General features: G+C 54.7%; 21 protein-coding genes. 9 read left to right on the plus strand and 12 right to left on the minus strand.

The genetic code is table 11. From position 1 onward, the window contains the following. The first annotated feature begins 13 nt into the window (after window positions 1-13). The 4 genes from FHS27_RS12625 to FHS27_RS12640 are packed head-to-tail and all read left to right on the plus strand — an operon-like array spanning window position 14 to window position 5,010. Window positions 14-1,504, plus strand: coding sequence for a monovalent cation/H+ antiporter subunit D family protein (locus FHS27_RS12625; RefSeq protein ID WP_221225061.1), 1,491 nt, complete (start codon window positions 14-16; stop codon window positions 1,502-1,504). Between the two features lies 1 nt (window position 1,505). Next, window positions 1,506-3,017: a proton-conducting transporter transmembrane domain-containing protein gene (locus FHS27_RS12630; protein ID WP_184305303.1), complete on the plus strand. Its 1,512-nt coding sequence runs from the start codon at window positions 1,506-1,508 to the stop codon at window positions 3,015-3,017. 18 nt (window positions 3,018-3,035) lie between these two features. Beyond that, window positions 3,036-3,308 carry a hypothetical protein gene (locus FHS27_RS12635; RefSeq protein ID WP_184305304.1) on the plus strand — a complete coding sequence of 91 codons (273 nt, stop codon included), beginning with the start codon at window positions 3,036-3,038 and terminating at the stop codon, window positions 3,306-3,308. After that, window positions 3,292-5,010, plus strand: a complete 1,719-nt coding sequence (locus tag FHS27_RS12640) for a Na(+)/H(+) antiporter subunit D (protein ID WP_184305305.1) — start codon at window positions 3,292-3,294, stop codon at window positions 5,008-5,010. Before FHS27_RS12635 ends, FHS27_RS12640 begins: the two co-directional genes overlap by 17 nt. Before the next feature lie 163 nt (window positions 5,011-5,173). Here FHS27_RS12640 and FHS27_RS12645 read toward each other — a convergent pair whose 3' ends face one another. The 3 genes from FHS27_RS12645 to FHS27_RS12655 form a co-directional block, all read right to left on the minus strand. After that, window positions 5,174-6,412 (minus strand): DUF1559 domain-containing protein, encoded by a 1,239-nt coding sequence (locus FHS27_RS12645; protein WP_184305306.1) that lies wholly within the window; start codon window positions 6,410-6,412, stop codon window positions 5,174-5,176. Between the two features lie 71 nt (window positions 6,413-6,483). After that, window positions 6,484-6,654: a hypothetical protein gene (locus tag FHS27_RS12650; RefSeq protein ID WP_184305307.1), complete on the minus strand. Its 171-nt coding sequence runs from the start codon at window positions 6,652-6,654 to the stop codon at window positions 6,484-6,486. A 298-nt stretch (window positions 6,655-6,952) separates the two neighbouring features. Beyond that, complete coding sequence (locus tag FHS27_RS12655; protein WP_184305308.1) at window positions 6,953-7,903, minus strand: AraC family transcriptional regulator; 951 nt, start codon at window positions 7,901-7,903, stop codon at window positions 6,953-6,955. A 194-nt stretch (window positions 7,904-8,097) separates the two neighbouring features. Here FHS27_RS12655 and FHS27_RS12660 point away from each other — a divergent pair, with 194 nt between their 5' ends. From FHS27_RS12660 to FHS27_RS12670, 3 genes are all read left to right on the plus strand, one after another. Next, a complete protein-coding gene (locus tag FHS27_RS12660) occupies window positions 8,098-9,147 on the plus strand; it encodes an L-rhamnose/proton symporter RhaT (protein WP_184305309.1) in 1,050 nt (349 codons plus the stop codon). A gap of 69 nt (window positions 9,148-9,216) precedes the next feature. Next, on the plus strand, window positions 9,217-12,561 hold the full coding sequence (locus FHS27_RS12665) for a glycosyl hydrolase (RefSeq protein ID WP_221225062.1): 3,345 nt from the start codon (window positions 9,217-9,219) through the stop codon (window positions 12,559-12,561). A gap of 129 nt (window positions 12,562-12,690) precedes the next feature. Next, window positions 12,691-14,274, plus strand: a complete 1,584-nt coding sequence (locus tag FHS27_RS12670; protein WP_184305310.1) for an L-fucose/L-arabinose isomerase family protein — start codon at window positions 12,691-12,693, stop codon at window positions 14,272-14,274. 24 nt (window positions 14,275-14,298) lie between these two features. Here the strand turns inward: FHS27_RS12670 and FHS27_RS12675 are convergent, their stop codons facing one another. From FHS27_RS12675 to dnaN, 5 genes are all read right to left on the minus strand, one after another. After that, the gene (locus tag FHS27_RS12675; RefSeq protein ID WP_221225063.1) at window positions 14,299-15,759 is read right to left on the minus strand and encodes a sulfatase-like hydrolase/transferase; all 1,461 of its coding nucleotides are present in this window, start codon (window positions 15,757-15,759) and stop codon (window positions 14,299-14,301) included. Window positions 15,760-15,909: 150 nt separating this feature from the next. After that, window positions 15,910-17,472, minus strand: coding sequence for a bifunctional phosphoribosylaminoimidazolecarboxamide formyltransferase/IMP cyclohydrolase (purH, locus tag FHS27_RS12680; protein WP_184305430.1), 1,563 nt, complete (start codon window positions 17,470-17,472; stop codon window positions 15,910-15,912). Between the two features lie 92 nt (window positions 17,473-17,564). Beyond that, window positions 17,565-18,335 (minus strand): imidazole glycerol phosphate synthase subunit HisF, encoded by a 771-nt coding sequence (gene hisF, locus FHS27_RS12685; RefSeq protein WP_184305311.1) that lies wholly within the window; start codon window positions 18,333-18,335, stop codon window positions 17,565-17,567. 227 nt (window positions 18,336-18,562) lie between these two features. Further along, the gene (locus tag FHS27_RS12690) at window positions 18,563-18,907 is read right to left on the minus strand and encodes a DUF721 domain-containing protein (RefSeq protein ID WP_184305312.1); all 345 of its coding nucleotides are present in this window, start codon (window positions 18,905-18,907) and stop codon (window positions 18,563-18,565) included. Window positions 18,908-18,916: 9 nt separating this feature from the next. Then, a complete protein-coding gene (gene dnaN / locus FHS27_RS12695) occupies window positions 18,917-20,035 on the minus strand; it encodes a DNA polymerase III subunit beta (RefSeq protein ID WP_009100905.1) in 1,119 nt (372 codons plus the stop codon). Between the two features lie 468 nt (window positions 20,036-20,503). On the opposite strand from dnaN, the gene cutA reads away from it, so the two are divergent. Next, a complete protein-coding gene (gene cutA / locus FHS27_RS12700; protein ID WP_184305313.1) occupies window positions 20,504-20,851 on the plus strand; it encodes a divalent-cation tolerance protein CutA in 348 nt (115 codons plus the stop codon). A gap of 15 nt (window positions 20,852-20,866) precedes the next feature. Here cutA and FHS27_RS12705 read toward each other — a convergent pair whose 3' ends face one another. From FHS27_RS12705 to FHS27_RS12715, 3 genes are read right to left on the minus strand one after another with little or no spacing between them, the layout of a single operon-like run. Beyond that, window positions 20,867-22,678, minus strand: coding sequence for a sugar phosphorylase (locus FHS27_RS12705; protein ID WP_184305314.1), 1,812 nt, complete (start codon window positions 22,676-22,678; stop codon window positions 20,867-20,869). Then, window positions 22,675-23,940, minus strand: coding sequence for a glycosyltransferase family 4 protein (locus FHS27_RS12710; RefSeq protein WP_009100902.1), 1,266 nt, complete (start codon window positions 23,938-23,940; stop codon window positions 22,675-22,677). The genes FHS27_RS12705 and FHS27_RS12710 overlap by 4 nt, the downstream gene beginning before the upstream one ends. Window positions 23,941-23,971: 31 nt before the next feature. Further along, on the minus strand, window positions 23,972-24,874 hold the full coding sequence (locus FHS27_RS12715; RefSeq protein ID WP_184305315.1) for an HAD family hydrolase: 903 nt from the start codon (window positions 24,872-24,874) through the stop codon (window positions 23,972-23,974). A 319-nt stretch (window positions 24,875-25,193) separates the two neighbouring features. Here FHS27_RS12715 and FHS27_RS12720 point away from each other — a divergent pair, with 319 nt between their 5' ends. Next, entirely contained in the window at window positions 25,194-26,072 is an 879-nt protein-coding gene (locus tag FHS27_RS12720; protein ID WP_184305316.1) for a hypothetical protein, read from the plus strand. 111 nt (window positions 26,073-26,183) lie between these two features. On the opposite strand, the gene FHS27_RS12725 is transcribed toward FHS27_RS12720, so the two are convergent. Beyond that, window positions 26,184-26,660 carry a hypothetical protein gene (locus FHS27_RS12725; protein ID WP_184305317.1) on the minus strand — a complete coding sequence of 159 codons (477 nt, stop codon included), beginning with the start codon at window positions 26,658-26,660 and terminating at the stop codon, window positions 26,184-26,186. Between the last annotated feature and the right edge of the window lie 129 nt (window positions 26,661-26,789).

The following is a 26,789-nucleotide window of genomic DNA, read 5'->3' on the forward strand; positions in this document are numbered from 1 at the left end:
TGGGAGAGATCACATGATTGATGCGATCTATGCCCATCTACCGATCCTATTGATCGTATTACCACTGGTCGCGGCACCGTGCTGCGTGCTCGTCGGAAACGGCAGAGCGGCGTACCTACTCGCCCTCGTTGTGTCTTTTTTGACGTTCGCATGCAGCATCGTGTTGCTCGGCGAAGCGCTCGATCACGATGTGATTCGGTACGAGCTAGGCAATTGGAGTCCACCGTACGGGATTGAATACCGGGTCGATATCTTCTCCGGATTCGTAATGGCATTCGTATCCGGGATCGGTGCGATCGTTCTCGTGTATGCCCCGTTGAGCGTTCGCGACGAAATCCCGGCATCGAAACACTATCTCTTTTACGCGACGTATCTGTTGTGCATGACGGGTTTGCTCGGCATGTGCGTGACGGGCGACTTGTTCAATGTGTTCGTGTTCCTAGAGATTTCATCGCTGTCGTCGTACGCGTTGATAAGTCTCGGTCGAACGCGGCGGGCACCCTTGGCGGCGTTTCAGTATTTGATTCTCGGCAGCATCGGAGCGACGTTCATCCTGATCGGTATCGGGTTGCTGTATCAGATGACCGGAACGCTCAACATGGCGGACATTGCCGCTCGTGTACCGCATGAACACGGGCCCCGCACGGTACTGGTCGCGTTTGCGTTTTTGACGGTCGGACTGTGCGTGAAAATGGCAGTCTTTCCGCTGCACACTTGGTTGCCCAACGCGTACACCTACGCCCCTTCCGTGGTGACCTGTTTTATCGCGGCGACTGCCACAAAAGTTTCAGTCTACGCGTTCGTCCGAATCATTTTTGGAATCATCACACCCGGATTCGCGTTCGATGTGTTGCCGCTCGATACCGAGTTGATGCTGTTCTCGCTGGTCGGGATTTTCATAGCATCGACGGCGGCAATTTACCAAGACAACGTAAAGCGACTGCTCGCGTATTCGAGTGTCGCCCAGATCGGTTACATGTTGTTAGGCATCTCGATGGCAACACCGACAGGTTTGTCCGGGGGAATCGTTCATATGTTCAACCACGCCTTGATCAAGGGCGGATTGTTCATGGTCGCCGGTTGTTTTGCACTTCGATTGGGAAGTGTGCAACTGTCGGATTGGAAGGGTGCTGGACGCACAATGCCGTTTACCGCGTTGGCATGGGCAATCGGTGGATTGGCATTGATTGGAGTGCCTTTGACGGCTGGTTTCATTAGCAAATGGTTGCTGCTGACCAGTGCGTTCGAAACCGGTCGATGGCCGATTGCTGTATTGATGTTGCTCAGTTCGTTGCTCGCCGTCGTGTACGTTTGGCGGGTGGTCGAGACGTTATTCTTCTCCGAACCGAGCGAAGCTGCAGCGAATGCGACGGAAGCACCGCTCCGGATGCTGGTGCCGACTTACGTTTTAATCGGGGCAACGTTGTTGTTCGGGGTTTGGACGCCTTATTCCGCGGGCATCGCTCGCCAGGCTGCGATCGCGCTTTTGGGAGGAACCCCGTAAGATGTCTCCCGATCACATGATATGGATTTCGTTAGCGTTGCCGCTTCTCGCGGTCGGACTGATTGCCTTCTTCGGAAAGACTCCCGATCTTCGTGACGGTGCTTCGGGCACCATTGCGGGATTGTTGTTTATCGTCACCGCCTCGCTTTCGATCGGCGTGTTCTCGGGCGAGCGACCTGAATTGCATCTCGGTGAAATGTTGCCGGGATTCGAAATTGCATTTCGAGTTGAACCGCTCGGGATGTTGTTCGCATTGGTGGCATCAGGATTATGGATTCTGACAACCGCGTACGCCGTCGGTTACATGCGAGGTCATCACGAGCTTCATCAAACGCGGTTTTTCGCGTGTTTTGCGATCGCGATTTTTGCTGCACTCGCGGCCGCCTTCTCGGCGAACCTTTTTACTTTGTTTGTCGCCTACGAGGTGATGACCATTTCGACCTACCCGTTGGTCACCCATCACGGGACCGAAGAAGCGAAACGGGGAGGTCGTATCTATCTTGGGATCCTGTTATCGACTTCGATCGCGTTTTTCATGTTGGCGATCGTTTGGACGTGGTCCCTCGCCGGGACGCTCGACTTCAAATTGGGTGGAATTCTCTCCGATGCTGTAGCCGAAGACAGGATTTCGCAAACCGGTTTGGGCGTTCTGATCGGACTCTTCGCATTCGGCATCGGCAAAGCGGCACTGATGCCGTTTCACCGGTGGTTGCCGGCCGCGATGGTGGCACCTACGCCTGTCAGTGCGTTGTTGCACGCGGTGGCGGTCGTCAAGGTCGGCGTGTTTTCGGTGATGAAGGTATGTGTTTATATCTTCGGATTGGAATTGCTACGTGAGACCGGTGTGAGTCTGTATCTCGCCTACGTCGCCGGGTTCACGTTGGTGGTGGCTTCGTTGGTTGCGATGACCAAAGACAATTTGAAGGCCCGGTTGGCTTACTCAACGATCGGACAGCTCGCCTACATCACTCTCGGTGCGATGTTAGCAACGCCAAACAGTGTGATCGGTGGCGGGATGCATATCGCAATGCACGCGGTAGGCAAAATCACATTGTTCTTCTGTGCGGGGGCGATCTACGTGGCCGCACACAAGAAGAATATCAGTGACATGGAAGGACTCGGTCGCAAAATGCCATTCACGTTCGCGGCATTCCTAATCGCCTCAGTCAGCATCATCGGATTGCCGCCTGGTGGTGGTGCATGGAGCAAATGGTTCTTGGCCGTTGGAACGGTGGAAACTCACCAATACCTGTTAACCGCCGCGTTGATGGTCAGTTCACTGTTGAATATCGCTTACCTCGTTCCGATCCCGATACGAGCATTCATGAAACCTAAATCGGGATCGCCCGACGAACCCGTCCAAGAAACCGGCGGTTGGTTTGCCAATCTGCAAGAGGCACCCGCATTGTGCGTCGTTCCCCTGTGTGTAACCGCGATCGGCAGCGTCGCGTTGTTTTTCGCCGCCGAATGGATTTATCAGGCTTTGTTGCCCATCACAATGATGCCTTCTTAGTGTGCCGCAAGGACGAACATGAATCACCCTACTGAACCCACCGATCCGAGTTGGTTCGAACGCTCTCAAAACGTCCGCATGATGATCATCGCACTTGTCGTGATCTGTGCGGGGCTGGCGCTCGCGGATTTGTTCTATACCAACCCTCATCCGCACTTCGGCATCGAAAGTAGTTTTGCCTTTCAAGCTTGGTTTGGCTTCGTCACGTTTGTTGTCATCGTTTTTCTAGGTCGCTTGCTACGCCTGATCGTTTCACGTCCAGAGGATTATTATCATGACGGCGATCGCTAGTTTGCCCCCTGGGTTGATCATGATGGTGGGTGCCTTGTTCCTGCCGCTGCTCGCCCGACGGATTCAGCCGTGGGTGGTACTCGCCCTTTCGACGATCAGCCTGATCCTGTTTCTGCTGACGCCAGCAGGCGACTACGGAATCATCGAACTGTTCGGTGATGAACTCAACGTTGTCCGCATCGATAAGTTGTCGCGTCCGTTCGGGATCGTCTTCCATCTCGCCGCGATCGTGTCAGCGATTTATGCGTTGCACGTTCGCGATACCCGCCAACACGTTGCCGGCGTGTTTTATGCCGGCGCCGCCATCGGTGCTGCGTGCGCGGGCGATCTGATTACGCTTTTTGTGTTCTGGGAATTGACCGCCATCTCGAGTGTGTTCCTGGTTTGGGCGAGCGATACGGAGACCTCTTACCGTGCCGGGATGCGATATCTCATCATCCAGGTGACCTCGGGTGTGTTGTTGTTGTCCGGTGCGATTGTGCAATATGTCGAAACGGGTTCCCTCGCGTTTGAATCGTTCGTCGGACTCGACGGCGCCGGCGATGGACTTACCACCGCGGGCAAATTGGTGCTAACCGCGTTCGGTATCAAGTGTGCTTTCCCGCTGTTGCACAATTGGCTGCAGGACTCGTATCCGAAAGCGACCGTGACCGGCACCGTGTTCCTGAGCGCCTTCACGACGAAACTCGCGGTGTATTCGCTATGCCGAGGTTTCGCAGGTTTCGAGCCGTTGATCTGGGTCGGATGCACGATGACGTTGTTCCCGATCGTGTTTGCGGTGATTGAAAACGATCTGCGGAGAGTGCTCGCCTACAGTCTCAACAACCAACTCGGATTCATGGTCGTCGGAATTGGGATCGGAACCGAATTGGCGATCAACGGGACGGTTGCCCACGCGTTCTGCCACATCATCTACAAATCGCTGTTGTTCATGTCGATGGGTGCGGTGCTCTATCGCGTCGGAACAACGAAAGCGACGGAGCTAGGCGGATTGCACAAATCGATGCCGTGGACAACGACGTTCTGCATGATCGGCGCCGGAGCCATCTCAGGATTCCCATTGCTGAGCGGCTTTGTGAGCAAGTCAATGATCATTTCGGCCGCCGCTGAGCATCACTTGTTCGGTGTTTGGATTGTGCTTCTGATCGCGTCTGCGGGGGTGATGGAACACTCGGGAATCAAAATTCCGTTCTTCGCCTTCTTTGCCCATGACAGTGGCAAACGTCCCAAAGAAGCCCCATGGAACATGTTGCTGGCGATGGGTTTGGCCGCCACTGGTTGCATCACGTTAGGTATCGCGTATCCACTTCTTTATGCGTTGCTTCCCTTCGAATCGGATTATCACCCGTACACGATTACCCACGTCGTCACGCAGTTGCAGCTACTCATGTTTGCGTGCCTGGCGTTCGTCGCGCTGATCAAAATGGGATTGTATCCCGAGGAGAAACGAGCCACGGTGCTCGACACCGATTGGATTTACCGAATGGCACTTCCCAAAGCAGTCTCGGGACTGCGAGTCGGATATGAGAAAGTCGACAGCGGGCTGAGAAGCGTTTTCTTACGCGGTCTCGGTGGTGCGTTAAACACGGTTCGTGAGGGGTTCAACGAAACCGGTTTGCTCGGTCGGACTTGGTCGACCAACACGATGACGTTTTGGGCGTCGGTACTGCTCGCCGCATCGCTGTTGGTTTACTACCTGTAGTCGTCTTCCAAAACGACCAAGCACGAATAGCGGACCGCTGCGTGCTATGGTCGACAGAAACAGCGAAACCAACGCGACAATATCGGACTGGGTGCATTCGAAACGCAGCAGCATGTTCAGTAACAGAGGCTGCGTGACGTTTCGTTATTGAGCAACCTCTTACTCAAAACTCTCCGCTGAGCACTTCTTTGGCAGCGCGTGTACCCAACTCGCCCCAGAGTCCAAACGGACTGCCTGAGCCTGGAGGAAGGTAGTTGTGCACAGTCACCTGAGCGGAATTGGAGTCTCCGGCATCGATGGAATCCGTAATGAACTTGACCGCTCCATCGCCCATCAAGACATGCGCGCCACCCTGGTGACGGCTACTCGTCGAAACGATGGCTTCTTCATGCTGGTTGCCATGAATGCACAACTCGGTATTCGGACCGAGAATCGTGTGAAAACCGGTGTAAAGCACGATTCCGCACATCCACTTATTCCCGCGAACTTCTTCGGAGTTGGCAAATAGATTCCCGACGCCCGTTGCAGAAGGATTCCAGAATTTCGGTCGATCAGGATCGATCGCGCCACGGCAACGCAATGCGCCACCCGTATCCCACTGGCTCGCCGTCCGCGTACCGCGTGTCCAAATTTGAGAACGAATGTCGTTGTCGCCTAAATCACTGATAATCTCGCCACACATAATCGTATTCGCCAAACCGTCGAGGATATCGCGGAAACGCGTCGACTTGCGATAGATAAACGCACCCCGTGCGGCCGCACTCGAATAGGACGCCCGAGTCGAATTCGTATCGCCATTGGAGTCTTCGTACGCGTCGTTCTCTCGTGAACACGAGTGGGTGGCGTCGCCCATGCAGGCCGCATAGTTCGACCGCCCGAGACTCGGCAAACCACGCCCAGGATCGCTTGGGCATCGGTATGAGGCGATGTCAGTCATCCAGGGCGTGTAGGGATTGGCATCCATGTTCGCTACCGAACCACTCGGCAGCGGCCCCATCGCCTGATAAACCGCTCCGCCGGTGGTCACGTAAGGATTACTAATCTGTTCCCAAAGTGCCTGCTGTTCGATAAATGGCGTGATCCCAACGAGGAAAGAAAGCCGGTTGTAGCTATTGCCACCGGGGCTGGCGACGGTTCCTGGGGTAGCGTAATTGGTCCCTCCGCCTCCTGTGGCTGACCCAGTCCCTGTTCCTTGCTCGGGCATTTGATTGTAGGCCGAATGATAGTTGTGGATGGCGAGTCCAATTTGTTTGAAATTATTACTGCAGCTCATCCGGCGGGCTGCTTCTCGCGCAGCTTGAACCGCTGGCAACAGTAAGCCAACCAACACACCGATGATCGCGATCACGACCAAAAGTTCAACGAGCGTGAAGCCATGGCGGCTTCGTTGCGTATAACGCATAACGGATACTCCTAAATTATAAAAAGAGAAACTAAAGAGACGTCTGCGATCTCTGTCGACTTAGCTATTTGCTACTCCGCAATTTCGGTCTGTGCGGTCGGATCCAACGAGAGGTCACCATTTTTTTCGGTGTACGCTTTCATTTCCTCGTCGGTCGCGACGACCCCATTCGTGTTACCGCAGCCGACAATAACGCAGCAAAGAAAAAACAACACAGATGCGAATCGCAACCGTTGAACCATGACAGAAACCGTTTTTTGAGGGCGGGATTTGGAATACCTAAGGCGGCGATTTGTCGCACGCGAGTCTTCGATGTTATCGAACTCACCGTCGACTTCCTAACAAATACGGCCCTTGTTTTGCGGCAATCGCTCGGTGCCGCCACGCCCGGGAGCACCGCCTTGTTGAGGCGTTCATGGCAAATCCCTCCGCCTTGGAAGCGCGAAAACCGCCGGTACTGTAGAAGCAAACGTCAGGCAAAACCTCTGAGTATTCCACTGATGGAAGTTCTCGTTCGCACAGGATTTAACGTTATTCTCTTTAAGATCTCGATGGACGACCGACCTTCGGTTTGCGTTGCTCGAGGTTTTCGCTGCGATATTGCGAGGGTGATCGTTGTACCTTTTCAAGGAACGTGACTCGCATCCGTTCGTCACTAGGAAATCCAGCGAGAAACGCTACCATTTTGACACCCAAATCCGTTTCGACGAGTAGTCGTTTGGCACGACTGAGTCGGCATGCTGTGATTTCGGTTAAGACGCTGTGTCCAATTTCGTCGCGAAAACGGCGTTCAAGTACCCGCCGGCTGACGGACAATTGGTCAGCAAACCGTTGAACCGTAAACGCCTGGTGACTGTGCGTCCAAATCAAGTCGAGAGCTCTCGCGACCAGCGGGTCACGTACCCCTTTGCTGCGGATGCTGTGATGTCCTTCGGGAACTTCCTCGACGTCAGAAGTGCTCTCAATAACGCTACCAATCAAAGCCATCGCTTGGAAAGAAAGCAAAATTGAATTCTGGTTCGAATGGTCCGAAACACTCTTCAGGATCCGATCAAAAGCCTTAGAAAGCGATGCGGGCCGCTTTGCTTTTCGAACCGCCATTTCTGGGAAAATCAATCCCAACTCAAGCAATCGATGAGTCATTGTCCCATGGAACGATATCCAACGTTCCGTCCAACCCACGTCAAAATCCGGACGATAGCGATGCCAAACTCCGGGAAACAATGTGATGATCGACCCAGGCGCGATCGGCACACTTCCTGTCAGCTCAGACTCAAAAACACCGCTGCCTTTGGTAATCAAAATCATTTGAAATTCGGGCAGAACTCGACCGCGCGGCCATCGAAAACTGTACAGACCCGGATGCCCTTTGGGTGGATAAGTTTCACCAGCAGGCGCCCGTCCGCTGCCTAAACCGGTCAAGTAGACACCCCACGACATCGCCATGTCATCGACGGGGAGATAGTGGTAGTAGCCTTCGTATTGGTTCAATTTCGTATCTCTCGTGGAATCGCTTTGCGATTGTCATTCACCTGGCCAGCAGATGAAAATGTCGCCAATACCATAATCCATTTCCAAACCGTGTGCCGCATAACAAGGGGTGTTTTTTGTTATCTACGCTATTCGAGAACGTTATACTGGTCGCTCGACACAATCACTATGTCCCTTAATGAAGACAATGCTCAATGCTATCCGGTCCCCTGCTCGGAGTCCTGCTGCACGCTATCGGCGGATTTGCTGCGGGCAGCTTCTATGCACCGCTGCGAAAGGTAGATCGATGGGCGTGGGAGTCGTTTTGGTTGGTGATGGGGATCGCTGCTTGGCTGGTCGCTCCGTGGGCGGTGGCTTGGATCACCACTCCCGATTTAGTTCGCGTGTTGCATGCGACTCCGTTAACCGTCATCGCGTGGTGTGTGTGTTATGGAATGTTTTGGGGCTTGGGAAATTTGACATTCGGACTTTCCGTTCGCTATCTGGGCATGGCACTGGGCTACGCCGCGGCGCTAGGCTTCTGCATGCTGTTTGGCACGCTGATGCCCCCCATTGTTGCTGGTCAATTCGGAGAAATTCTCAATTCCCGAAGCGGTGCCATGATCCTGCTAGGCATCACAACCTGCTTGTTTGGGATCGGAATCTGCGGATGGGCGGGTATGAGAAAAGAGGCCGAATGTAGCGACCTCGAGTCCGAACAAACTGCCCCTGAATTCTCAATCAGCAAAGGTTTTTTACTGGCAGCGGTCGCAGGAATCTTGAGCGCATGCTTCGCTTTCGGGCTGTCGGCTGGCAAGCCGATTGCTGAGCTCTCAATTGCAGCCGGCACTGCACCTTTGTATTCAAACAATGCCGTCTTGGTCGTGATCCTGGTAGGCGGTTTGACCAGCAACTTGTTGTGGTGTTTGGCGCTGAACCGCCGCAACGGCACGTTTGGTGACTACATCGGAAAAGCGGGACAACCTCTCTTACGCAACTACGCCTTGTCGGCCATGGCCGGACTAGTTTGGTACGGGCAGTTCTTTTTCTACGGAATGGGGACAACCAAACTAGGTGAGCAATACGAGTTCTCGAGTTGGTCGATTCACATGGCTTTCATCATCGTGTTCAGCAACCTCTGGGGTATCGTCTTTGATGAATGGCGGGGCACGAGCCGCAAGACAAAAGCGACCGTGTGGGTGGGACTGTTGACGTTGATCGGTTCAACCATCGTGATCGGCTATGGCAACTATTTGTCGGATTGATCCACAAACCCTCGAAGCAACAAAACCTTTGGTATTCCTTCCATCATCGTCTCGCATCTTGATCGCCATATGACTGGTCACCTTTGCACCAATCGCCGCGTGCACGGAAGCACGCAGATAATCGCTGTCATCGCACTCATCTTTTTCAGCTCGGTCGCTGGTGCGGACGATTCGCTAGCCAAACGATTTCAATCGCCGCCGCAGGACGCTGGCATTCGTGCCTTTTGGTGGTGGCTAAACGGAAACGTGACCAAAGCGTCGATCATTCATGAATTGGAAGAGATGAAGGACAAGGGCTTCAGCGGTGCCTTGATCTTCGACGCCGACGGCAGCAATCAACGGGGCAATCAAAAAATTCCTGCCGGTCCAACCTTTGGCAGCCCTGCCTGGACGGAGTTGTTTGTGCACGCTTGCAAAGAAGCCGATCGCTTGGGATTGGAACTCAGTCTCAATATCCAAAGCGGTTGGAACTTGGGCGGCCCAAAGGTGACCGCCGCCGAAGCAACACAAACGCTCGTGTGGTCGAATACGGAAGTGACGGGTGGCACTCAAGTCATTCAAAAACTCACCCATCCAAACGCACGTGAGTTCTACCGTGATGTTGCCGTCATCGCTGTTCCCGCTCGCGCAGCCTCAAGTGTAGCTGGCCGCGAATTGTCATTTGAAATCGAAGCGAGTTCTACGCAGAGCGGTCGCGATGCTAGCCTCGCGATGGATGCGAAACAGGACACGCTCTGGGTGTCCGGAAAAGGACCGACGCAAAAGACACCTCAGTGGTTGCTGATCAAACTCTCCGAGCCCGCGGAGATTGGCGAAGTGGCATTGCAAGGTCGATCGCAATATGGACCGCGTGAATGTGAGGTTCAAGTTTCGCTCAACGCCCAAACATTCCAAACCGTGCGCCGGATCACGATCCCAAACGGAGAGAAAGTCACGGCGACTTTCCCGCCTCAGTCCACCGCGTGCGTTCGATTACTTTTCACCGATGCGTATGACCCGGCTCCGGTCGACGGTATCCCACGTAACGTTCAAGTCTCTGAAATTGAACTTTCTCAACTCGGCTTGCCCGCATCGCGCACGCATCAACCGATCAAGCATCTATTATTGAAGAGTTCCACACGTGAATTGGGGATGTCGGCCCCGGATTGCCGTTTCTTGTTGGATACTGAACCAGCGATCCCGGGCGAACACGTTGTGCCGTTCGATGAAATCGTGAATCTCACTGAACAAACCGATGCCGACGGGACGCTGTGTTGGGACGCTCCGCAGGGACGTTGGATGGTACTGCGGATTGGCCACACGAACGTCAACGCGCATGTTTCGACACACAGCGCGGGCTGGAGCGGCCGCGTCCTTGACTACATGAATCCCGGTTCACTCGACGCGTATTGGAACCGAAACATCGCGCCGCTGATGAACGCGATCGGTCCTCTGGCAGGCACCACGCTAAAGTATATCCATACCGATAGTTGGGAAGGCGGCGGTATGAATTGGACGCCAGGATTCGAAGAAACGTTTAAGCTCAACCGAGGATACGATCCGATTCCTTGGTTGGCCGTGTTGGCAGGATATGTCGTTGAAAGCCGGGAAGATTCCAACGCGTTCCTGGCGGACTTTCGCAAGACGATTGGCGACCGCATTGCCGACCACTATGGTCACCTCGCTACGATTGCCGACCGATACGGTATGGGCACCCACCCGGAATGCTCGGGACCGCATGCTGGACCGCTCGACGGTCTAAAGAACTACGGACGTAGCGAATTGATGATGAGCGAGTTTTGGTCGCCTTCGGCTCATCGCCCCAATCCGCCGGATCGATTCTTTGTCAAACAAGCCGCCTCGGCCGCACACACCTATGGCAAAAAGCTCGTCGGTGCCGAAGGCTTCACCACTATTGGTCCACATTGGAACGATGTTCCCTGGTCGTCGATGAAACCGAGCTTTGATCACGAGTATTGCGCGGGCCTCAACCTCCTGTTCAACCACACCTTCACCGCCTCACCCAAAGAAATGGGTGTCCCAGGGCAAGAGTACTTTGCCGGAACGCACTTCAATCCGCAGGTCACCTGGTGGCATGAATCGACAGCATTGATCGACTACTTCCGTCGTTGTCAGTACATCGCCCAACGCGGCCAATTTGTCGCCGATGTCCTCTACTATTACGGCGATCACATCCCGAACATCGCGACCCTCAAAGAAGCAGATCCTGCCGGAGCCCTGCCGGATTTCGATTACGACGTGCTCAGCGAAGAACTCTTGCTCGATCGCCTAACCTTCCAACAAGGTCGCTTCGAATTGCCATCAGGCATGAAGTACCGTGTCCTCGTGTTGCCCGATCATCGCGTTCTGTCACTTGGCGTTCTGCAAAAAATCAACTCCCTCGTTCGTAGTGGCGGAACGGTACTCGGAAGCAAACCAACCCATGCCGTAAGCCTGGAAGGTGGTGCGGGAGGCCGGATGCAGTTCCAACAACTCGCCGATGGATTGTGGGGATCGTCCGACGAACCGGTCGACGAGTCAGGAGTTCACAATGTCGGAAGCGGACACGTCGCATGGGGAATGACCGCGCGTGAACTTCTACATTCCATGGAAGTCACTTCGGACGTACACATCGAAGGAACCGATCGGACAGAAGACATCCAGTGGATTCACTATCGAATCGGCGATGACGATGTCTATTTCGTTTGCGAGACAAAGGGCAAACCAGCAAAACTGCAGGCGGGCTTTCGCGTTACCGGACGTCTTCCCGAATTATGGGATGCCGTGGACGGTTCCATCCGTGAGGCCCAGACGTTTTCCGTCAACGATCATTGCACGGAAATTCCGGTGGTATTGGATCCCTTTGGCAGTCTGTTCGTCGTCTTCCGTCAGTCCTCCGAGCAAAATTTGAGAAACGACGGCCCCAATTCTCCGTTATGGACAGTCAAGGAAACCATCCAAGGACCATGGCAAGTCAAGTTTGACTCTCGGTGGGGCGGTCCCGACGAACCAGTTCATTTCGAGACTCTGTCGGACTGGACGAAAAGCGACATACCGGGCATTAAGCATTACTCCGGCAAAGCAGTCTACAAGACGACTTTCTCGATCGATGAGCATCAACGGAATCAACCAATTTCATTGCAACTGGGCGACGTGAAAGACGTCGGTATCGCGCGAGTGTCGCTGAACGGAAAAGACCTCGGCGTGGTATGGCGTCCGCCTTTCCGAGTGTACGTGACCGATGCCCTCAAAGAAGGGGAGAACTCGCTCTCGGTGACCGTCGTCAATTCGTGGAGGAACCGCCTGATTGGCGATCGGGATCTACCCGAAAACCAACGTTTGACTCGCACTAACATCACTGTCACCAATCAATGGACACTCGAACCTTCCGGCTTACTCGGTCCGGTCAAATTATGTGTCGACGAATCGAATTAATGCGTTCTTGAATTTGCGAATGAATGCCACCTGGCAACGCATCGGTGAATGGATCCACTTTTCAACGAAATTGGCTTCCGTACGCCCGACTACACGAAACGATTTTCACCTGTGTTATGGAATACAACGATGTCTCTGTTCGACCCTATCAAACCGATTAAGACCCCACGCGTCGGTCTCTATTCGGTCGGCCACGAACACTATTGGAACCAGTTTGACGGATTGCTCGATCGATTGCTCGGATACAACCGCTTCATCGCACAGCAGATTGGTACTCACGGTGAGGTCTGCAATGCCGGGATGATCGACAGTGAATCGGGAGCCCGCGCGGCGGCGGAGAAGTTCAACGCCGCCAATGTTGACATTATCTTTTGTCACGCCGCGACCTATGCGATGAGTGCTTCGCATATCAGCATCGCGCGGCATTGTCAGCGTCCGGTTGTTGTATTGAACCTACAACCCACCGCCGCGATGAATTACGCAAAAACAACGACGGGCGAGTGGTTGGCTCATTGCGTCGGATGCTGCGTCCCTGAAATTTCAAACGCGTTCAATCGTAGCGGCATCGACTTCCATATTGTTTCCGGGCTGCTCGGTCTGACTGAAACCCCCAAGATTTCACTTGCGGATGAATGCACATCGAACCATCCCGAGGCAATCGCCGCGTGGGAAGAAATCCATGCTTGGGTGAAAGCATCCGCCGCGGTACGGACGCTTCGCGAGGGTCGGATGGGTTTCTTAGGTCATACCTATCCTGGCATGCTCGACATGTACAGCGATTTTACAATGATGGGCGCCGGTACCGGAATGCACATCGAGGTGATGGAGATGTGTGACTTGGATCGATTGGCCCAGTCGGTCACGGTGGCGGAAACCAGGGAGAAGCTGGAACAAGTCCATGAGATGTTCGTCATCAGTGAAGACTCACCCGCTGACCCGTTGGCACGCAAACCCAAGCCCGAACAACTTGACATCGCGTGTCGCGTTGCGGTCGCTCAAGAGAAGCTCGTGCGAGATTTCGACCTGGATGCGCTCACGTATTATTACCGTGGACGCGAAGGAAACGCCTACGAGCAATTGCAAGAGTCTCTAATCCTGGGCAACTCGTTGCTGACCGCTCAAGGGATTCCCTGCAGTGGTGAAGGCGACATGAAGACGGCCGTGGCGATGAAGATTTGCGACATTCTCGAGGCCGGTGGTAGCTACACCGAGATCGTTTCATCGGACTACAACCATGGCACCATTATCTTGGGCCACGATGGACCGTTTCATATCGCCATCTCTGACCAAAAGCCGATTCTACGAGGAATGGGGCTGTATCACGGAAAATGGGGTACCGGTGTGAGTGTCGAAGCGACAGTCCAGAAGGGACCCGTGACGCTGTTGAACTTGACGCAAACGGGTGAAGGTCGCCTGCGTTTTATCGGCAACGAAGGGATCGCAATCGATGCTCCGATCCTGAAAATTGGAAACACGATGACGCACGTCCGATTTGATCGCGGACCGAGTCAAATGATGAACGACTGGTTTGCCTTGGCCCCCACGCACCATGGCGCTTTAGCGGTCGGTCATCTGTCGGAACTGTTTCACAAAGTCGCCACATTGATGGACATCGAATGGTGTTCCGTTTCACATGGCGAAGCGATCGAAGACTCCACTGTCGCATCGCGTGATATTCTCAGCCTTGGAACGGCTGAACTACATGAAAGTTGAGCGATGTCCGGCTAATCGGTCGCACTATTTCTTAGCGAGCGGGTCGTTCATCTCTTGTTGAAGAGCTTCGAGCTTTTCAGTCAACATCGCGATCCGTACCGATTGTTCAGGATCATCGATCAGATCGTTTTCTTCGAGCGGATCATCGGCCAGGTTGAAAAGCTGTTTCTTGTTGATCTTCGGGTACACAATCAGTTTGTAGTCTCCGTCGACAATCATCCGTTGGAAGTCAATGTACGCACCATAGATCGAATCATAAGAACGTTCCCGCTCTCCGTTGATCAACGGCAACATGCTTTTGAAATCGACTTCATCGGGTTTCTCCATTTTCGCGATTTCAAAAGTCGTAGGGACGACGTCTTGAAGATAGATGCTCGAGTCAATTTTCTTTGACTCGGGAATATCGGGACCGACCACAGTAAAGGGAACACGCATACTGTGATCATGCATATTCTGCTTTCCCATCAAACCGTGATGGCCGGCGGCGAGCCCATGATCGGCAGTGAAGAAGATGTAAGTGTTGTCTGCTTTGCCTGAATCTTCGAGTGCCTTGAGAACACGTCCGATCTCACGGTCCATGTGCGTGATGATGGCGTAGTATTCTTGTCGATTGATTTGGACTGAATACTTCGTCCGAGGAAACGGAGCGAGTTTTTCATCTCGTACGTAGTTGCTGCCGATTTGGTAGGGATATTCCTCGTAGAAAGGCTGCGGGATCTCGATCTCTTCGAACGGGTACATATCGACAAACTCTTTGGGAGCCTGCCGTGGATCGTGTGCCGCGTTGAACGCGATATACATAAAGAACGGGTTGTCGGATTGACCGGCCGACTCGAAGAACAGCTCAGCGTCGTCGGCTACGACTTCGCTCCAGTGCTTGCCTCCTTCCCAGAACCCACCAAACTTTTTATCCCAAGGTTGCCATACTTTGTCTTCGGGGCTGAGGGGGCGGATGTATCCTTGGGGTGTTTGTTCTGGCATCCCACCACGGACGTTTCGTGCGGTTCCAAACACCGAATCAGCACTGGCGCTGACGTGCCATTTCCCGGTGAAGTAAGTGTCATATCCGGCGGATTCAAGGCGTTGTGCCCAAAGCCGTTTTTCGGGCAATTCGGTTTTGCGGATACTGCCTTCGAGAGCGTGAGCGTTCCAGAGGAAACGTCCTGTGTTCAACATCGCACGGCTAGCCTGACAAACCGCACCGTTCCACCCTCCCATGTTGTAGCAGTGGGTGAAAGAGGTGCCTCGTCGTGCCAACTCATCGAGGTTGGGGGTGATCACCTGATCGTTACCACCGTTGGCTACGCAGTTGTAAGCCAAGTCATCGGCGAAGAGAAACAGGATGTTGGGTTTCGTTTCATCGTCCGCAAAACACGCCTGCGAGACTGACAACCCGATCAGGCAAACCAAAAATGCTCTGATCAGTGGGACCGACATGCGGGCACGAATGCCGCTGCGATGGAGTGTTATTTCGGCGTTACTCATCGTCTGTTTTTCCGCGAAAGGATCACTGCTGCTGAGAAGCTGCACATTGTACACAGCGGCTGGTGATTGCGCACTCGGTGCCGTGAGTAACGACACGGCGTGAGTTAGGAGGACGCAAGCGAAAGAGCGATGGAACCGAGCGATTCGATCCTAGTGTTTGAAGTGGCGACGGCCGGTGAAGACCATCGGAATCTCGTATTCATCGCACGCAGCGATCACTTCATCGTCACGGCGTGATCCGCCCGGTTGAATGATTGCGACCACGCCAGCTTTGGCAGCCGCTTCGATCGAATCGGGGAAGGGGAAGAACGCGTCGCTGGCGAGGACGGACCCATCGCTGCGGTCACCCGCCTTGTCGATCGCGATCTCAACACTGTCGACGCGGCTCATTTGGCCCGCACCGACGCCGATCAGTGAAGTATCCTTTGCGAGCACGATGGCATTGCTCTTCACGTGTCGTACCATCTCCCAGCCGAACGAGATATCGTCCCACAGTTCGTCATCGACGGGGGTTTTCGTGACGGTCTTCCACTGCAACGACGAACTCGACATACGGTCGGCGTCTTGAACCAGCATGCCACCGCTGATGAACCGGCGAGCAACCTTCGACGCTTCTCCGTCGAGTCTGCCGACCTGCATCAATCGCACGTTATCTTTCCAACGCGGACGAGTGGTGAGCAACCCGACGGCGCTGGCTTCGAAGTCTGGGGCAACAATCGCTTCGATGAACAGACCTGGTTCGCACAACAGTTCTGCCGTGGCGAGGTCAACCGTGCGGTTCATGCCAATGACGCTGCCGAACGCACTGAGTGGGTCACCAGCCATGGCTCCGGAGACGGCGTCGACCAAAGTCTTCGCAGTCGCGGCACCACAGGGATTGTTGTGTTTGATGACGGAGGCGGCCGGATCGGCAAAACCGCGAGCTATCTCGAGAGCGGCATCGAGATCGAGCAGGTTGTTGTAGGAAAGTTCCTTCCCGCTGATTTGCCGTGCCGAGACAAGGTTTGCCGATCGATCGGAGTGGTCGCTGTAGAGTGCCGCCCGTTGGTGAGGGTTTTCGCCGTAGCGGAGTTGCGTCTTTCGTCGCAGCGAAACGTGCATCGTTTGTGGGAACTCGCCACTGATCGTTTCGCCCTGCAGGTAGTCGGCAATCGCCCGGTCGTAGGTTGCGGTGTGATCGAAAGCTTCCGCGGCGAGTTGTCGGCGGAGGTCTGACGTCGTTCCACCAACGCTCTGCAGTTGTTCGATAATTTCGCTGTATTGTTCAGGACTGGTCGCGATCGCCACGTCGTTTTGGTTTTTCGCTGCCGCCCGCACGAGGCTGGGACCGCCGATGTCGATCTGCTCGATGCATTCCTCGCGACTGACGCCTGCTCGGCTGGCGGTAGCGGCAAACGGATACAGGTTGACCACAACGAGATCAAAAGGCTCGATATCGTGATCGGCGATGGTTTCGAGATGATCTTCGCGGTCGCGGCGGGCGAGAATCCCCGCGAAAATTCTCGGATGGAGCGTTTTGACACGTCCGTCGAGCATTTCGGGAAAACCCGTGTAATCAGCGACGTCTTCGACATCGATCCCGGAATTTTCCAGGTGAGACCGAGTTCCACCGGTGCTGTAGATCGTCACTCCCGCAGCCCGCAGACCGGCAGCCAGATCGGTCAGCCCCATCTTGTCACTGACACTAATCAACGCATTACGAACTGGTACCACATCTGACACGAGCAATCACTTCGGGTGAGGGAAAACGCCTTGGGGAAAGTTTGACCGACATGTTCCTTGCGAAAGCCGTTTTGGTCAAGGAGTTAAGGCAGCCGGACGGCAATTCCCATCTCTCTCATCCGGCGTTTGGTCTCATCGATGGAATACGTACCGAAGTGGAAAATACTGGCGGCCAGGGCAGCGTCCGCCTTCCCGTCCCGGATTGCCTCTCCCAAATGGTCCGGATTGCCGGCCCCACCGCTGGCGACGACTGGGATTGAGACCGCCTCGCTGACTGCCCGCGTGATCGGAATGTCGTACCCGTCGCACGTGCCGTCAGCGTCCATGCTGGTCAGAACAATCTCACCAGCACCGAGCTGTTCGACCCGCTTCGCCCATTCGACCGCCTGCAGACCAGTGGGTTTTCGGCCACCGTTGATGTGCACTTCCCAGAATTCTTCGCCGTCCCGCTGCACCCGTTTCGGATCGATGTTGACGACAATGCACTGGCTACCGAATCGATCGGCGGCACGACTGACGAAATCGGGATCCGTCACCGCGGAGGAATTAATGGATACTTTGTCGCACCCCGCCGACAACAGTGCCCGGACGTCCTCGATCGTTCGCACGCCACCACCAACGGTCAACGGCATGAACACCTGCTCGGCTGTTCGCCGAACGACATCCAACAGGATGTCTCGCTCTTCGTGGCTCGCGGTGATGTCGAGAAACACCAACTCATCGGCGCCCTCTGCCTCGTAACGGCGGGCGACTTCGACCGGGTCACCCGCGTCACGGAGATTGACGAAGTTGGTCCCTTTGACGACCCGGCCACCATGAACGTCCAAACAAGGAATAATGCGAGCAGCGAGCATGGCTGGAATCAGGTTGAGTATCGAGTGCTGAAAGAGTCGCCCGGCCGAACCATCGTGCTGATCGAATCGGTATCCGCGGCGAACTGCCAGGATAGTTGGATTGCCTAAAGGCCGAACTGGCGGGAGGTTGCCTGTGAAAGCGAACCGTCGACGGATTGCCCGACCCACGTAGAAACATCAATGTAGCTGGGCTGGTCGCGACGGGGAACACTCGCTTTGGCCGCCAATCAGCTGCTGGCCTTGTTCGCACCGAGTTTGAAGCGGATGTCGGTGATCTTCGCCTGGGGATGGTCCTTGGACAGACCACGAAGGATTTGCCGTTTTTGGAACGTCAATTCTTGCATCACGACGCTGTCGACCGCGTAGACCTGAAGAACGCCGCGGCTGAGTTTGCCGACCATGATGCTGCCCGCGAGAGCCGGTCCGACGCTCTTGGCGATTGACTCCGTCATCGCGTTGTCCGTCGCGACGCTGGCGTAACCCCGCCGGCTCATCAATTCGGAGACGAGGGTCCCGATGCGGCGAGCACCTTTGCCCCGTTCGTCGTCCGGGTTGGGGGCTTTCTTTTTCAATTGCTATCCTTAGCGATCGCGGGCCATCGGCATGATGACATAGGCGTAACCGTCATCGGTATTGAGCAGCGCAGGGGACTTCGAACTTTCGATTTCCATCACAAACGTCACCTCCGAATCCATCACCTTGCAGAAGTCGGCTAGGTAACGATGGTCCATCGTCAGGGTGATCGATTCTCCGTCGTAGCTGATCGGCAATTCGATTTGTGACTCACCCAGATCCGCCGTGGACGCCTCAAGTTTCAACGTGCCGTCGGCGAAGGTAAAGTCGACCCCTCGGCTGTCGATATCCGTCACGATCGCAGCCTGACGCAGGGCGGCGAACAGCGGTCCGACGGTCACATCGATCTGCACCGCATTCTCTCGCTTGGGCAGCACTTGCCGCCAATTCGGATATCGGCCTTCGACCAATCGGCTAGAGATCACCGCTCGAGGGGTGCGAATCAGAAGGTCGTTTCCGCGTGAGGCAACCTCGACCGTATCATCCTTGTCGCTGAGCGCTTTTTCGATCAACGCGATCGCTCGGGTCGGGACAATCGTGGTCATCCCGTTGGTCTGGTGACCGCCGACGGGTTCACCGGTGCCTTCCATCCGGGCGAGTCGCCGGCCATCGGTTCCAACCGCGATGACGGAGTTTTCTTCCATCTCCAGGAGTACCCCTCCGAGAGCGTACCGGCTCGATTCCGAATCGGTCGCGAAGGCCGTCCGTTTCAGCATTTCACGGAACAGCCGGGTGCTAATTTGGTGGTACTTCTCCTCGTCGAATTCTCGCACACTCGGGAACTCGTCGGGGTTGTTTCCGGGCAAACGGAACTTGCTCCGGCTGCCGGAAATTCGGATGCCCGATTCATCGGTTTCGATCGTGATTTTTTCGTCGTTGCTCTCACGAAAAATCGCCCCGGTTCGTTGAACCGGTAACAATGCAGTTCCCTCGGTTTCGATCTCGACACCCTCGGTCACATCCAATCGAATTCCCACCTCTTGGTCGGTCGCCGAAAGCGTCAACTTGGAACCTGCCGCGGTGACTTTGACGTTCTGCAAAATCTCCTTGGGCGACCGAGTGGGCGCGATGCTGGCGGCCAGTGCGAACGCGTTGGCGAGTGTATCTCGTTGGCAGGTGATCTTCATGAGCGAGTGTTTTCGTGTGCGACGATGAGCTTTGGTCGAGCGAATGTTTTACCGGGGCGGACTCAGCGACGCACCCCCTCAAATTCCAAAGCGGCTCATGGACTGACTCAGAGGTTGCTAGCAACCAAGAGACTCACTCAGAGTCTTTGCTATCAAAGAACTTAATATCTTTTATCGTCGTCGTCGTAATGTGCGGCCCTCGAGTGTCGACGTTTGAAGGATCGATCCATGATTTACTGTAAAAACGTTACTCAAACGGCCGTTGTTCACATGTGGATAACTTGTCCGCTCGCTGTCGGAAGATTGTCGATCTTTGTCTGTTGTTTGGACACTTCCAGACAGTCACTGAGGGAGGGTGGTCAAAAGGCAGACAAGAATCGACAGTGATCAGACATTCGAAAGACAGTTTTTCCACAGGGTTTCGAGCGGGCTAGGCAAGCTGAAACGCCTTCAAATGAGACTAAAAAAATGCCAGAAAATAATCCGAAAACGGACTCGTTGGTGATCGTTTGGACGACTGTTGCTGATCAAGACTCAGCTCGGCGACTCGCATCATCGATGTTGGAAAACCGGTTGGCCGCTTGCGTCCAGATCGATTCACCAATCGAAAGCCACTACCGCTGGGAGGGCCGTTTGCACGTCGATCAGGAGTACCGGTTGATCATCAAAACGAGGGCCTCTTTGTCGTCTTCGGTGATCCACTGGCTCACCGAAAATCACCCTTACGACGAACCCCAAATTTTGGTCACTCCGGTCACCGAAGCGACCCCAGGGTATGCCGCTTGGGTGGCCGATCAAACCGGGTCGGCAGGTTAAAAAATCAGGGGTCGTTCAGACCATCCAACGCACTTGGAAAGGTCTCATTTCGAGTGGGGTCGATGGTTCGAGATCCTCCTCGGCGAGCACGTCTCGAGCGTACCCCTCTGGTAGCGAGGACGGTGCGATAGAGCGAGCCCGTTCGCTCAAATTGGCGACGACGATCAGGGGCGGCTTACCGGCGGTCTGGCGAACCCAACCGATCAATCCATCGGTGGGAAGGTCCAACATCGTTTGCGACGCGGCGGGGTCGAATGCCGGTTGGGTGCGACGCACATCGAGCAATCTGCGGTATCCGTCCATCACTCGTCGCTGCAGAGAATCAGGTCCCGACAACGCCGCTTCCAATTCCGTCCGTTCGTATTTGTGTCGGTTGATTCGGCGGTTGATTCCAGACGACTCGACGGCGGCAAAATCGCTGGGGGATCCGACCAGCGAGTGAAAATAGATCGCCGGGATGCCTCGCATCGACAGCATCACCGCCTGGGTCGCGAGGAACCGACGCGAGTGTTCGGCGGGGGGGACGGAGCGTCGATCGGCGACCGCATCGAGGTAGGTGACGTTCAGCTCGTACGGGCTCTGAGACCCGTCACCTAGATTCCGCATACCGACTTTGCCGCCAGCGTCCAAAACGATTTTCGCGAGGGCATCGATCCGCTCAGGCGGCAGCAATCCCTCCGCCGGACGCACACCGATGCCGTCATGCGATGCGGTGAAATTGAAGTAGGTCGTTTCGTCCGATGGCAGCTTCAGACTGCCCATCCACTCGGTCAAGACGCCGGTATCGCCGCTGTGAATGGCGTCCAGCAGCAGGGGCGGCAAACTGAACTGGTAGACCATGTGGGCCTCGTCGTCGCCCGAGCCGAAGTAGCTGATGTTTTCGCGGTGAGGAACATTCGTTTCCGTCAGGATCAATGTTCCTGGGACGGCACGGTCGAGCACCCATCGCATCAACTTCACCGCTGCGTGGGTTTGCGGCAAATGCAAACACGAGGTGCCGATCTCCTTCCACAAAAACGCAATCGCATCGAGGCGAACGATCCTCGAACCTCGTCGAGCGTACTCGACGAGGGTTTCGATCATCGCCAACATCACGTCGGGGTTGGCGTAGTTCAAATCGACCTGATCGGCGCTGAATGTCGTCCAAACCGAAATCGTACCCGCCGCGGATTCAAACTCCGTCAGCAGCGGTAGGCTGCGTGGACGGGTCACCGCAGAGAGATCTTCGTTGGGATCCGCGGTCACGTAGAAGTCCGCGTGTTCGGGGTCGCCGGCGAGGAATTTTTGAAACCAATCGTGCTGTTGCGACGAGTGGTTGAGCACGAGATCGTACATCAAGTCGAAATCGCGACCGAGATTCGCGATATCGTCCCACGTGCCGAAATCAGGATCGACTCGCAAATAGTCCGCGACCGAGAAACCATCGTCGCTGGTCGAGGGGCAAAACGGTAGCAAATGAACGCATCGGATCAGGTCATTGAGACCATGATCGACCAAAAACCGGTGCTGGGCGGCGAGCGGTGAACGCGGCGGTTCGGCACTAGGGTCCGTTGACTGGCCATCGCCGGTCGATTCGCGAACCTGGTCGGCGTACGTGATCAAGACGACGTCGCGGTGGTCCCAAAGCTTGCCCTCGTCGGGAGATCGCCTCGTTGTAGACAAACCCAGAGAGTTCGCGTCGCACTGTTCACCGTCGGCGTGTTTGTCGTCATCGGCTGCCGAACCATCACCCACCAAATGCATCAATCCGTCGAACAGGGGCAGTGGAACGTGTCCATAAACATCCTTGATCCGACTTCGTAATGTTTCGGCGGTTGATTCGCTCACAGGTTATCCTGTCCGGTGAAGTTAGTGACGAGTGCTCGGAGTTTGCGACGCAGTACTCCGTAAGAGAAAAACGCCCGACCGATTTCGTAATTGAAATCCACCATTTCGTCGCGGTACGCCTGATCGCTGATGATGCGTTTGACCTTGGCGACGACGTCTTTGGTCAAATATCCGTCCATCGAAATCACCTTCGCACCCTTCGGCTCGATGTCGGCAACGTAGATCGAGTAGCGATTGACCAGCAGCGGTTTGCGATAATAGAAGGCTTCGAGCAAGGCGTTTCCGAACCCTTCGTAGATGCTCGGATAGGTGATGAAATCGGCTTGTGAGTAGGCGTCCGCGAGCGTGTAAATGCGGTTTCCGTCAGCGTTTTTGCCTCGTTTGTCGCCGACTTGCTCGTCGACCAGTCTCAGATCCACGCCGCTCTGCTCTGCCAAATCCTTTAGTACCTGCAGGTACTCATTCCCCTCGTCACCGCTGGCGTGAGAGATCACCAATTTGCACCGGTCGTCCTTCAGCGCAGCAACCAACGAAATCGCGTGTTCGATCCCTTTTCGAGGGACCACACGGGTCGGTTGCAGGAACAGGATGTCGTCTTCGGCGAGCCCGATGTCTTTGCGGAAACAGCGAGAATACTCGTCCGCTTCGGGTGGCGGGTTCTCGAAATCCAACACGTTAGGAACGAGCACCGACGAAACGCCACGACGATGCGACAGGTCTTCCTGAGCGAACGAGTTGATCGTGACGTTTTGGATTTGGGGCAGGGCAGGGGGGAACGCCATCCATAACATGTCCGTCACCGCACTGACGCTGAACCGATCCCGCTCCCAATAGAAGTCGTGATGGTGGGCGATCGTCGGGAATCCCGTCTCCGCGATGAAGTTCGTCAACGCTACGCCGAGCGGAATGTTCATCGGGATGCACAACGCGTTCTGCACGATCAACAGATCGAGGTGATAACGCCGAGTGAATTCGTACAACGTTCCCTTGAGATAATCCGCCAGGGTGTAGATCCGCTGCGTCACGTCGGGCGTGCGAGTGCGGGTGCCGAATGCCCGACGATTGATCCACTGGATATCGGGATGATTGAAGTAGGCGTGAGGCACCACCATCGAAACCGACGGGTCACGATCACTCAAACCGCTGTACCAATGGCTGACGTGGCGATGGTCCCAGAGAACCTGAGCCCATTTCGCACTCTCGAGAGAGACGCCATCGGTACCGGCGAAGCGAGTCCCTACGAATCCAATTTGAACGCCCATCACTACTCACGATAGAGGGTTTTTTTGACCTTCACCCAAGACACTCTACTAGGTGATTCCATGACGTCATCACCACGTCGGATGATAAGTCCGCGCAAGAGGCATGATCTTGCCGTAAACGCAGGCTGCGGGCATCGCCCGCGAACAATGCTGTTTTTAAACCAGCATTTTTTGCTGCAAACACATCATTGAGCATGTCGTTGCCGACGTACACCGCCTGTTCCGGAGCGATGTTCCGGCGAGCCAACTCACGAACAAGACGGTCAAACATCAGCGGACCGGGCTTCGACGCGCGGTAACGATTTGAGAAATGACAAAGATTCAATTCGAAACAACTTTCCAGCGGACCGCCGATCAGATCTTCCACCAACGGGATCGTAAAAACCTGAGCGTTGCTGACGATCCCGAGCAAAAGTCCTCTCGCGTGCAGAGTTTGCAACGCGTCCGCGGCACCGGGCATGGGCCAGGTTGGGTTGGCAATGGATTCGACCCGAGCAGCAATTTCACAAACCAGAGGTGGGTCTGACGCAATATCGGGGCGTCCAGCTTCGACCCACTCAGCCCGCCAGATATCCAATATTTCGATTTCGGGACGTGGGTTGGTTTCGAACAATCGAGACTGGTTCACTCGCTCGATTCGAGCACGAACTCGTTGCATCGTTGGCAACTGACCGAGATTCGTCACACCGGCCGCCGATGCCGCGATCGAGATCGGATCGGTCACCGGATTCGAATCGTCTTCGGTTTCGCGTTTGTCTTCCGCCGTTCCAACCTCTCCGCTGCCACTGATAACCAATGTGCCATACACATCCAGCACGACGACTCGAATGCCATCCAATCGCGAAAGACGCGGCTGCATATCTGTTGCGAGCGGCTCGAGAATGCGACGATTGTCGATGACCGGTAACAGGCAATCGGAGAAGCGAGAATGCAAATCAGACCTAGAAGCAGAAAGAGAAGAAACGCGTGTTCGTTGTGATGTTATACACAGCTTTTTCATCACGCTGGTGCGGGGTATCTGTTTCCGCTGGTACTGTTTTGGTCATCACGACCAACGCACGATCTCGACGGCGATGCCAGCTCACGGAAATTGCCTCTCGCCTTCACCCTCGTCAACGCGATTCGATTTTTCTTTGGCCGGGGGGAGATCAATTAGCTATTCTTGTCGCTGACGGGTCGTTCGAAAGAGACCCCAAAATTGGCCATTCCAATCGACCCGAGTAAGCCGAACCGGCCTCGAGAAAGGTGAGAAAATGATTAAATGGGTAGTGATCGCTGTATTTGGAGTGGGATTGATACTGGTGGCACTCTGCGGTGCCGGGCTCTATCTCACTAACCGCTCTAGTCAAGCGTACCAACGACCGGTTTTCGAAACGATCGTTGCCGAAGATGCCGATGCGTTCCTCGAACTCTGCGATCCCTCGCTACAAGCCGAAGTGGATGCTCCCGTGATGCTGGCATGGATGAAGGAAATCAATGCCGTCATGGGTGAATGCAAATACGAAACGGGTTCCAACTTCAATATTCACTTTGACGCGTCTCCCGGGTCGACCGTTGTCACGACTACCGGAGATATGAAATTCGCCAACGGAGTCACGTCGACCGAACTCGTTTATCAAAACGACAAACTGATCAAATTCAAAATCGAACCTGACAAACCCGGATACGATTGGTTTGACGGACCGGTCGGTGATGAGTTGTATCGCGAGCGGACGGAAATCTTCTTCACCGAATTGCTCGAACGAGACTATGAGGCGTTGAAACCGCTCATGCACAGTTCATTCGTTGAAATCGCCACCGACGAACTGTTGAATCAAATTGTCGATCAAACAGAGATTTGGTTGGGCGATAACCCACGCGTGACGATCATGGGTGTGGAAAACCGGATCAGTGAGGATGAAGGGTTGATCGTCAACGCACTCCTCGAAGGGAATGCGGGTAAGGCTGACGGTTCAACGACCATCAAATTTGACGGAATGAAGGGGACCGTTCTGAGATTCGTGGTTACCCCGATCGATCAATCGCCTATTGATGAAACAACAGACGAAGACGTTACCGATAAAGAATCATCCATCGAGACAGTGAAAGAACCAAAGTCAAACGTGGACAACAATCTCAAAAACGTGAAGTAAGACCGCACGAGAGAATTCGATCCACTACCGCGGTAGCGGATCGTTTGATAGGGACTTGATAATTCGATGGCGAATCAAAACGCCTTTATCAACATTGACGTACCAGGTTAATTAAGGCGTGTCGGGGGCATCGTCGTGTTGCGGCAACGCCGTCAAGTCAGGCTTGGCCATTTTTTCGCCATCTGACGATTCAGGAATCGGAGGCATTTCAGCAGGTTTTGGGAACGCCGATTCAGGGATCTCTTCCAGTTTTTCCTTGCGGTCTTCTTGCTTCAACATCGAGTAGCCGCCTTCTTGAATGTCATAACGACCCCAATACACACGGCGGACAGGGTTGTAGTAGTAGACGTAGCGTGGACGCGAGGGGTAATGAACCGCATAGTGGTAGTGATACCGGGTCGTCACCGTGCTCACGACAGGATGATAGGTGTAACGACTGTAGTAGTAGGAGCTAGTCGGTTTGTAACTCCACGATGAATAGCGTTGACGATAGTAGCCACCAGCTTCAGCGGTTTCGGGTGTGACGAAACAAGACAGGGTGACTCCGACAAAAGCGATGCCGAGGAGACGACGGGTGAAACGGTTCATGTTGGGATCCGGTGCGTGAGGGTCTCGGGTTGATGGCAGCAACTTTGCTGTTAACTAGCAAATGCAGACGCCTCGTCAAAACCGGTCAACAAAGTTTCAAAATTCGAGGAATCCTCATTTGGGAACAGA

The sequence above is a fragment of the Aporhodopirellula rubra genome, from assembly GCF_014192335.1.
Taxonomy (GTDB): Bacteria; Planctomycetota; Planctomycetia; order Pirellulales; family Pirellulaceae; genus Rhodopirellula; species Rhodopirellula rubra.

Excerpts from the sequence above, each read along its gene's own strand:
- FHS27_RS12665 (WP_221225062.1), top strand. The coding sequence starts at position 9,217 with ATGACTGGTCACCTTTGCACCAATCGCCGCGTGCACGGAAGCACGCAG.
- FHS27_RS12660 (WP_184305309.1), top strand. The coding sequence starts at position 8,098 with ATGCTATCCGGTCCCCTGCTCGGAGTCCTGCTGCACGCTATCGGCGGA.
- FHS27_RS12650 (WP_184305307.1), bottom strand. The coding sequence starts at position 6,654 with ATGGTTCAACGGTTGCGATTCGCATCTGTGTTGTTTTTTCTTTGCTGC.
- FHS27_RS12645 (WP_184305306.1), bottom strand. The coding sequence starts at position 6,412 with ATGCGTTATACGCAACGAAGCCGCCATGGCTTCACGCTCGTTGAACTT.
- FHS27_RS12630 (WP_184305303.1), top strand. The coding sequence starts at position 1,506 with ATGTCTCCCGATCACATGATATGGATTTCGTTAGCGTTGCCGCTTCTC.
- cutA (WP_184305313.1), top strand. The coding sequence starts at position 20,504 with ATGCCAGAAAATAATCCGAAAACGGACTCGTTGGTGATCGTTTGGACG.
- FHS27_RS12640 (WP_184305305.1), top strand. The coding sequence starts at position 3,292 with ATGACGGCGATCGCTAGTTTGCCCCCTGGGTTGATCATGATGGTGGGT.
- FHS27_RS12670 (WP_184305310.1), top strand. The coding sequence starts at position 12,691 with ATGTCTCTGTTCGACCCTATCAAACCGATTAAGACCCCACGCGTCGGT.
- dnaN (WP_009100905.1), bottom strand. The coding sequence starts at position 20,035 with ATGAAGATCACCTGCCAACGAGATACACTCGCCAACGCGTTCGCACTG.
- FHS27_RS12720 (WP_184305316.1), top strand. The coding sequence starts at position 25,194 with ATGATTAAATGGGTAGTGATCGCTGTATTTGGAGTGGGATTGATACTG.
- FHS27_RS12675 (WP_221225063.1), bottom strand. The coding sequence starts at position 15,759 with ATGAGTAACGCCGAAATAACACTCCATCGCAGCGGCATTCGTGCCCGC.
- FHS27_RS12635 (WP_184305304.1), top strand. The coding sequence starts at position 3,036 with ATGAATCACCCTACTGAACCCACCGATCCGAGTTGGTTCGAACGCTCT.
- FHS27_RS12725 (WP_184305317.1), bottom strand. The coding sequence starts at position 26,660 with ATGAACCGTTTCACCCGTCGTCTCCTCGGCATCGCTTTTGTCGGAGTC.
- hisF (WP_184305311.1), bottom strand. The coding sequence starts at position 18,335 with ATGCTCGCTGCTCGCATTATTCCTTGTTTGGACGTTCATGGTGGCCGG.
- FHS27_RS12625 (WP_221225061.1), top strand. The coding sequence starts at position 14 with ATGATTGATGCGATCTATGCCCATCTACCGATCCTATTGATCGTATTA.
- FHS27_RS12710 (WP_009100902.1), bottom strand. The coding sequence starts at position 23,940 with ATGGGCGTTCAAATTGGATTCGTAGGGACTCGCTTCGCCGGTACCGAT.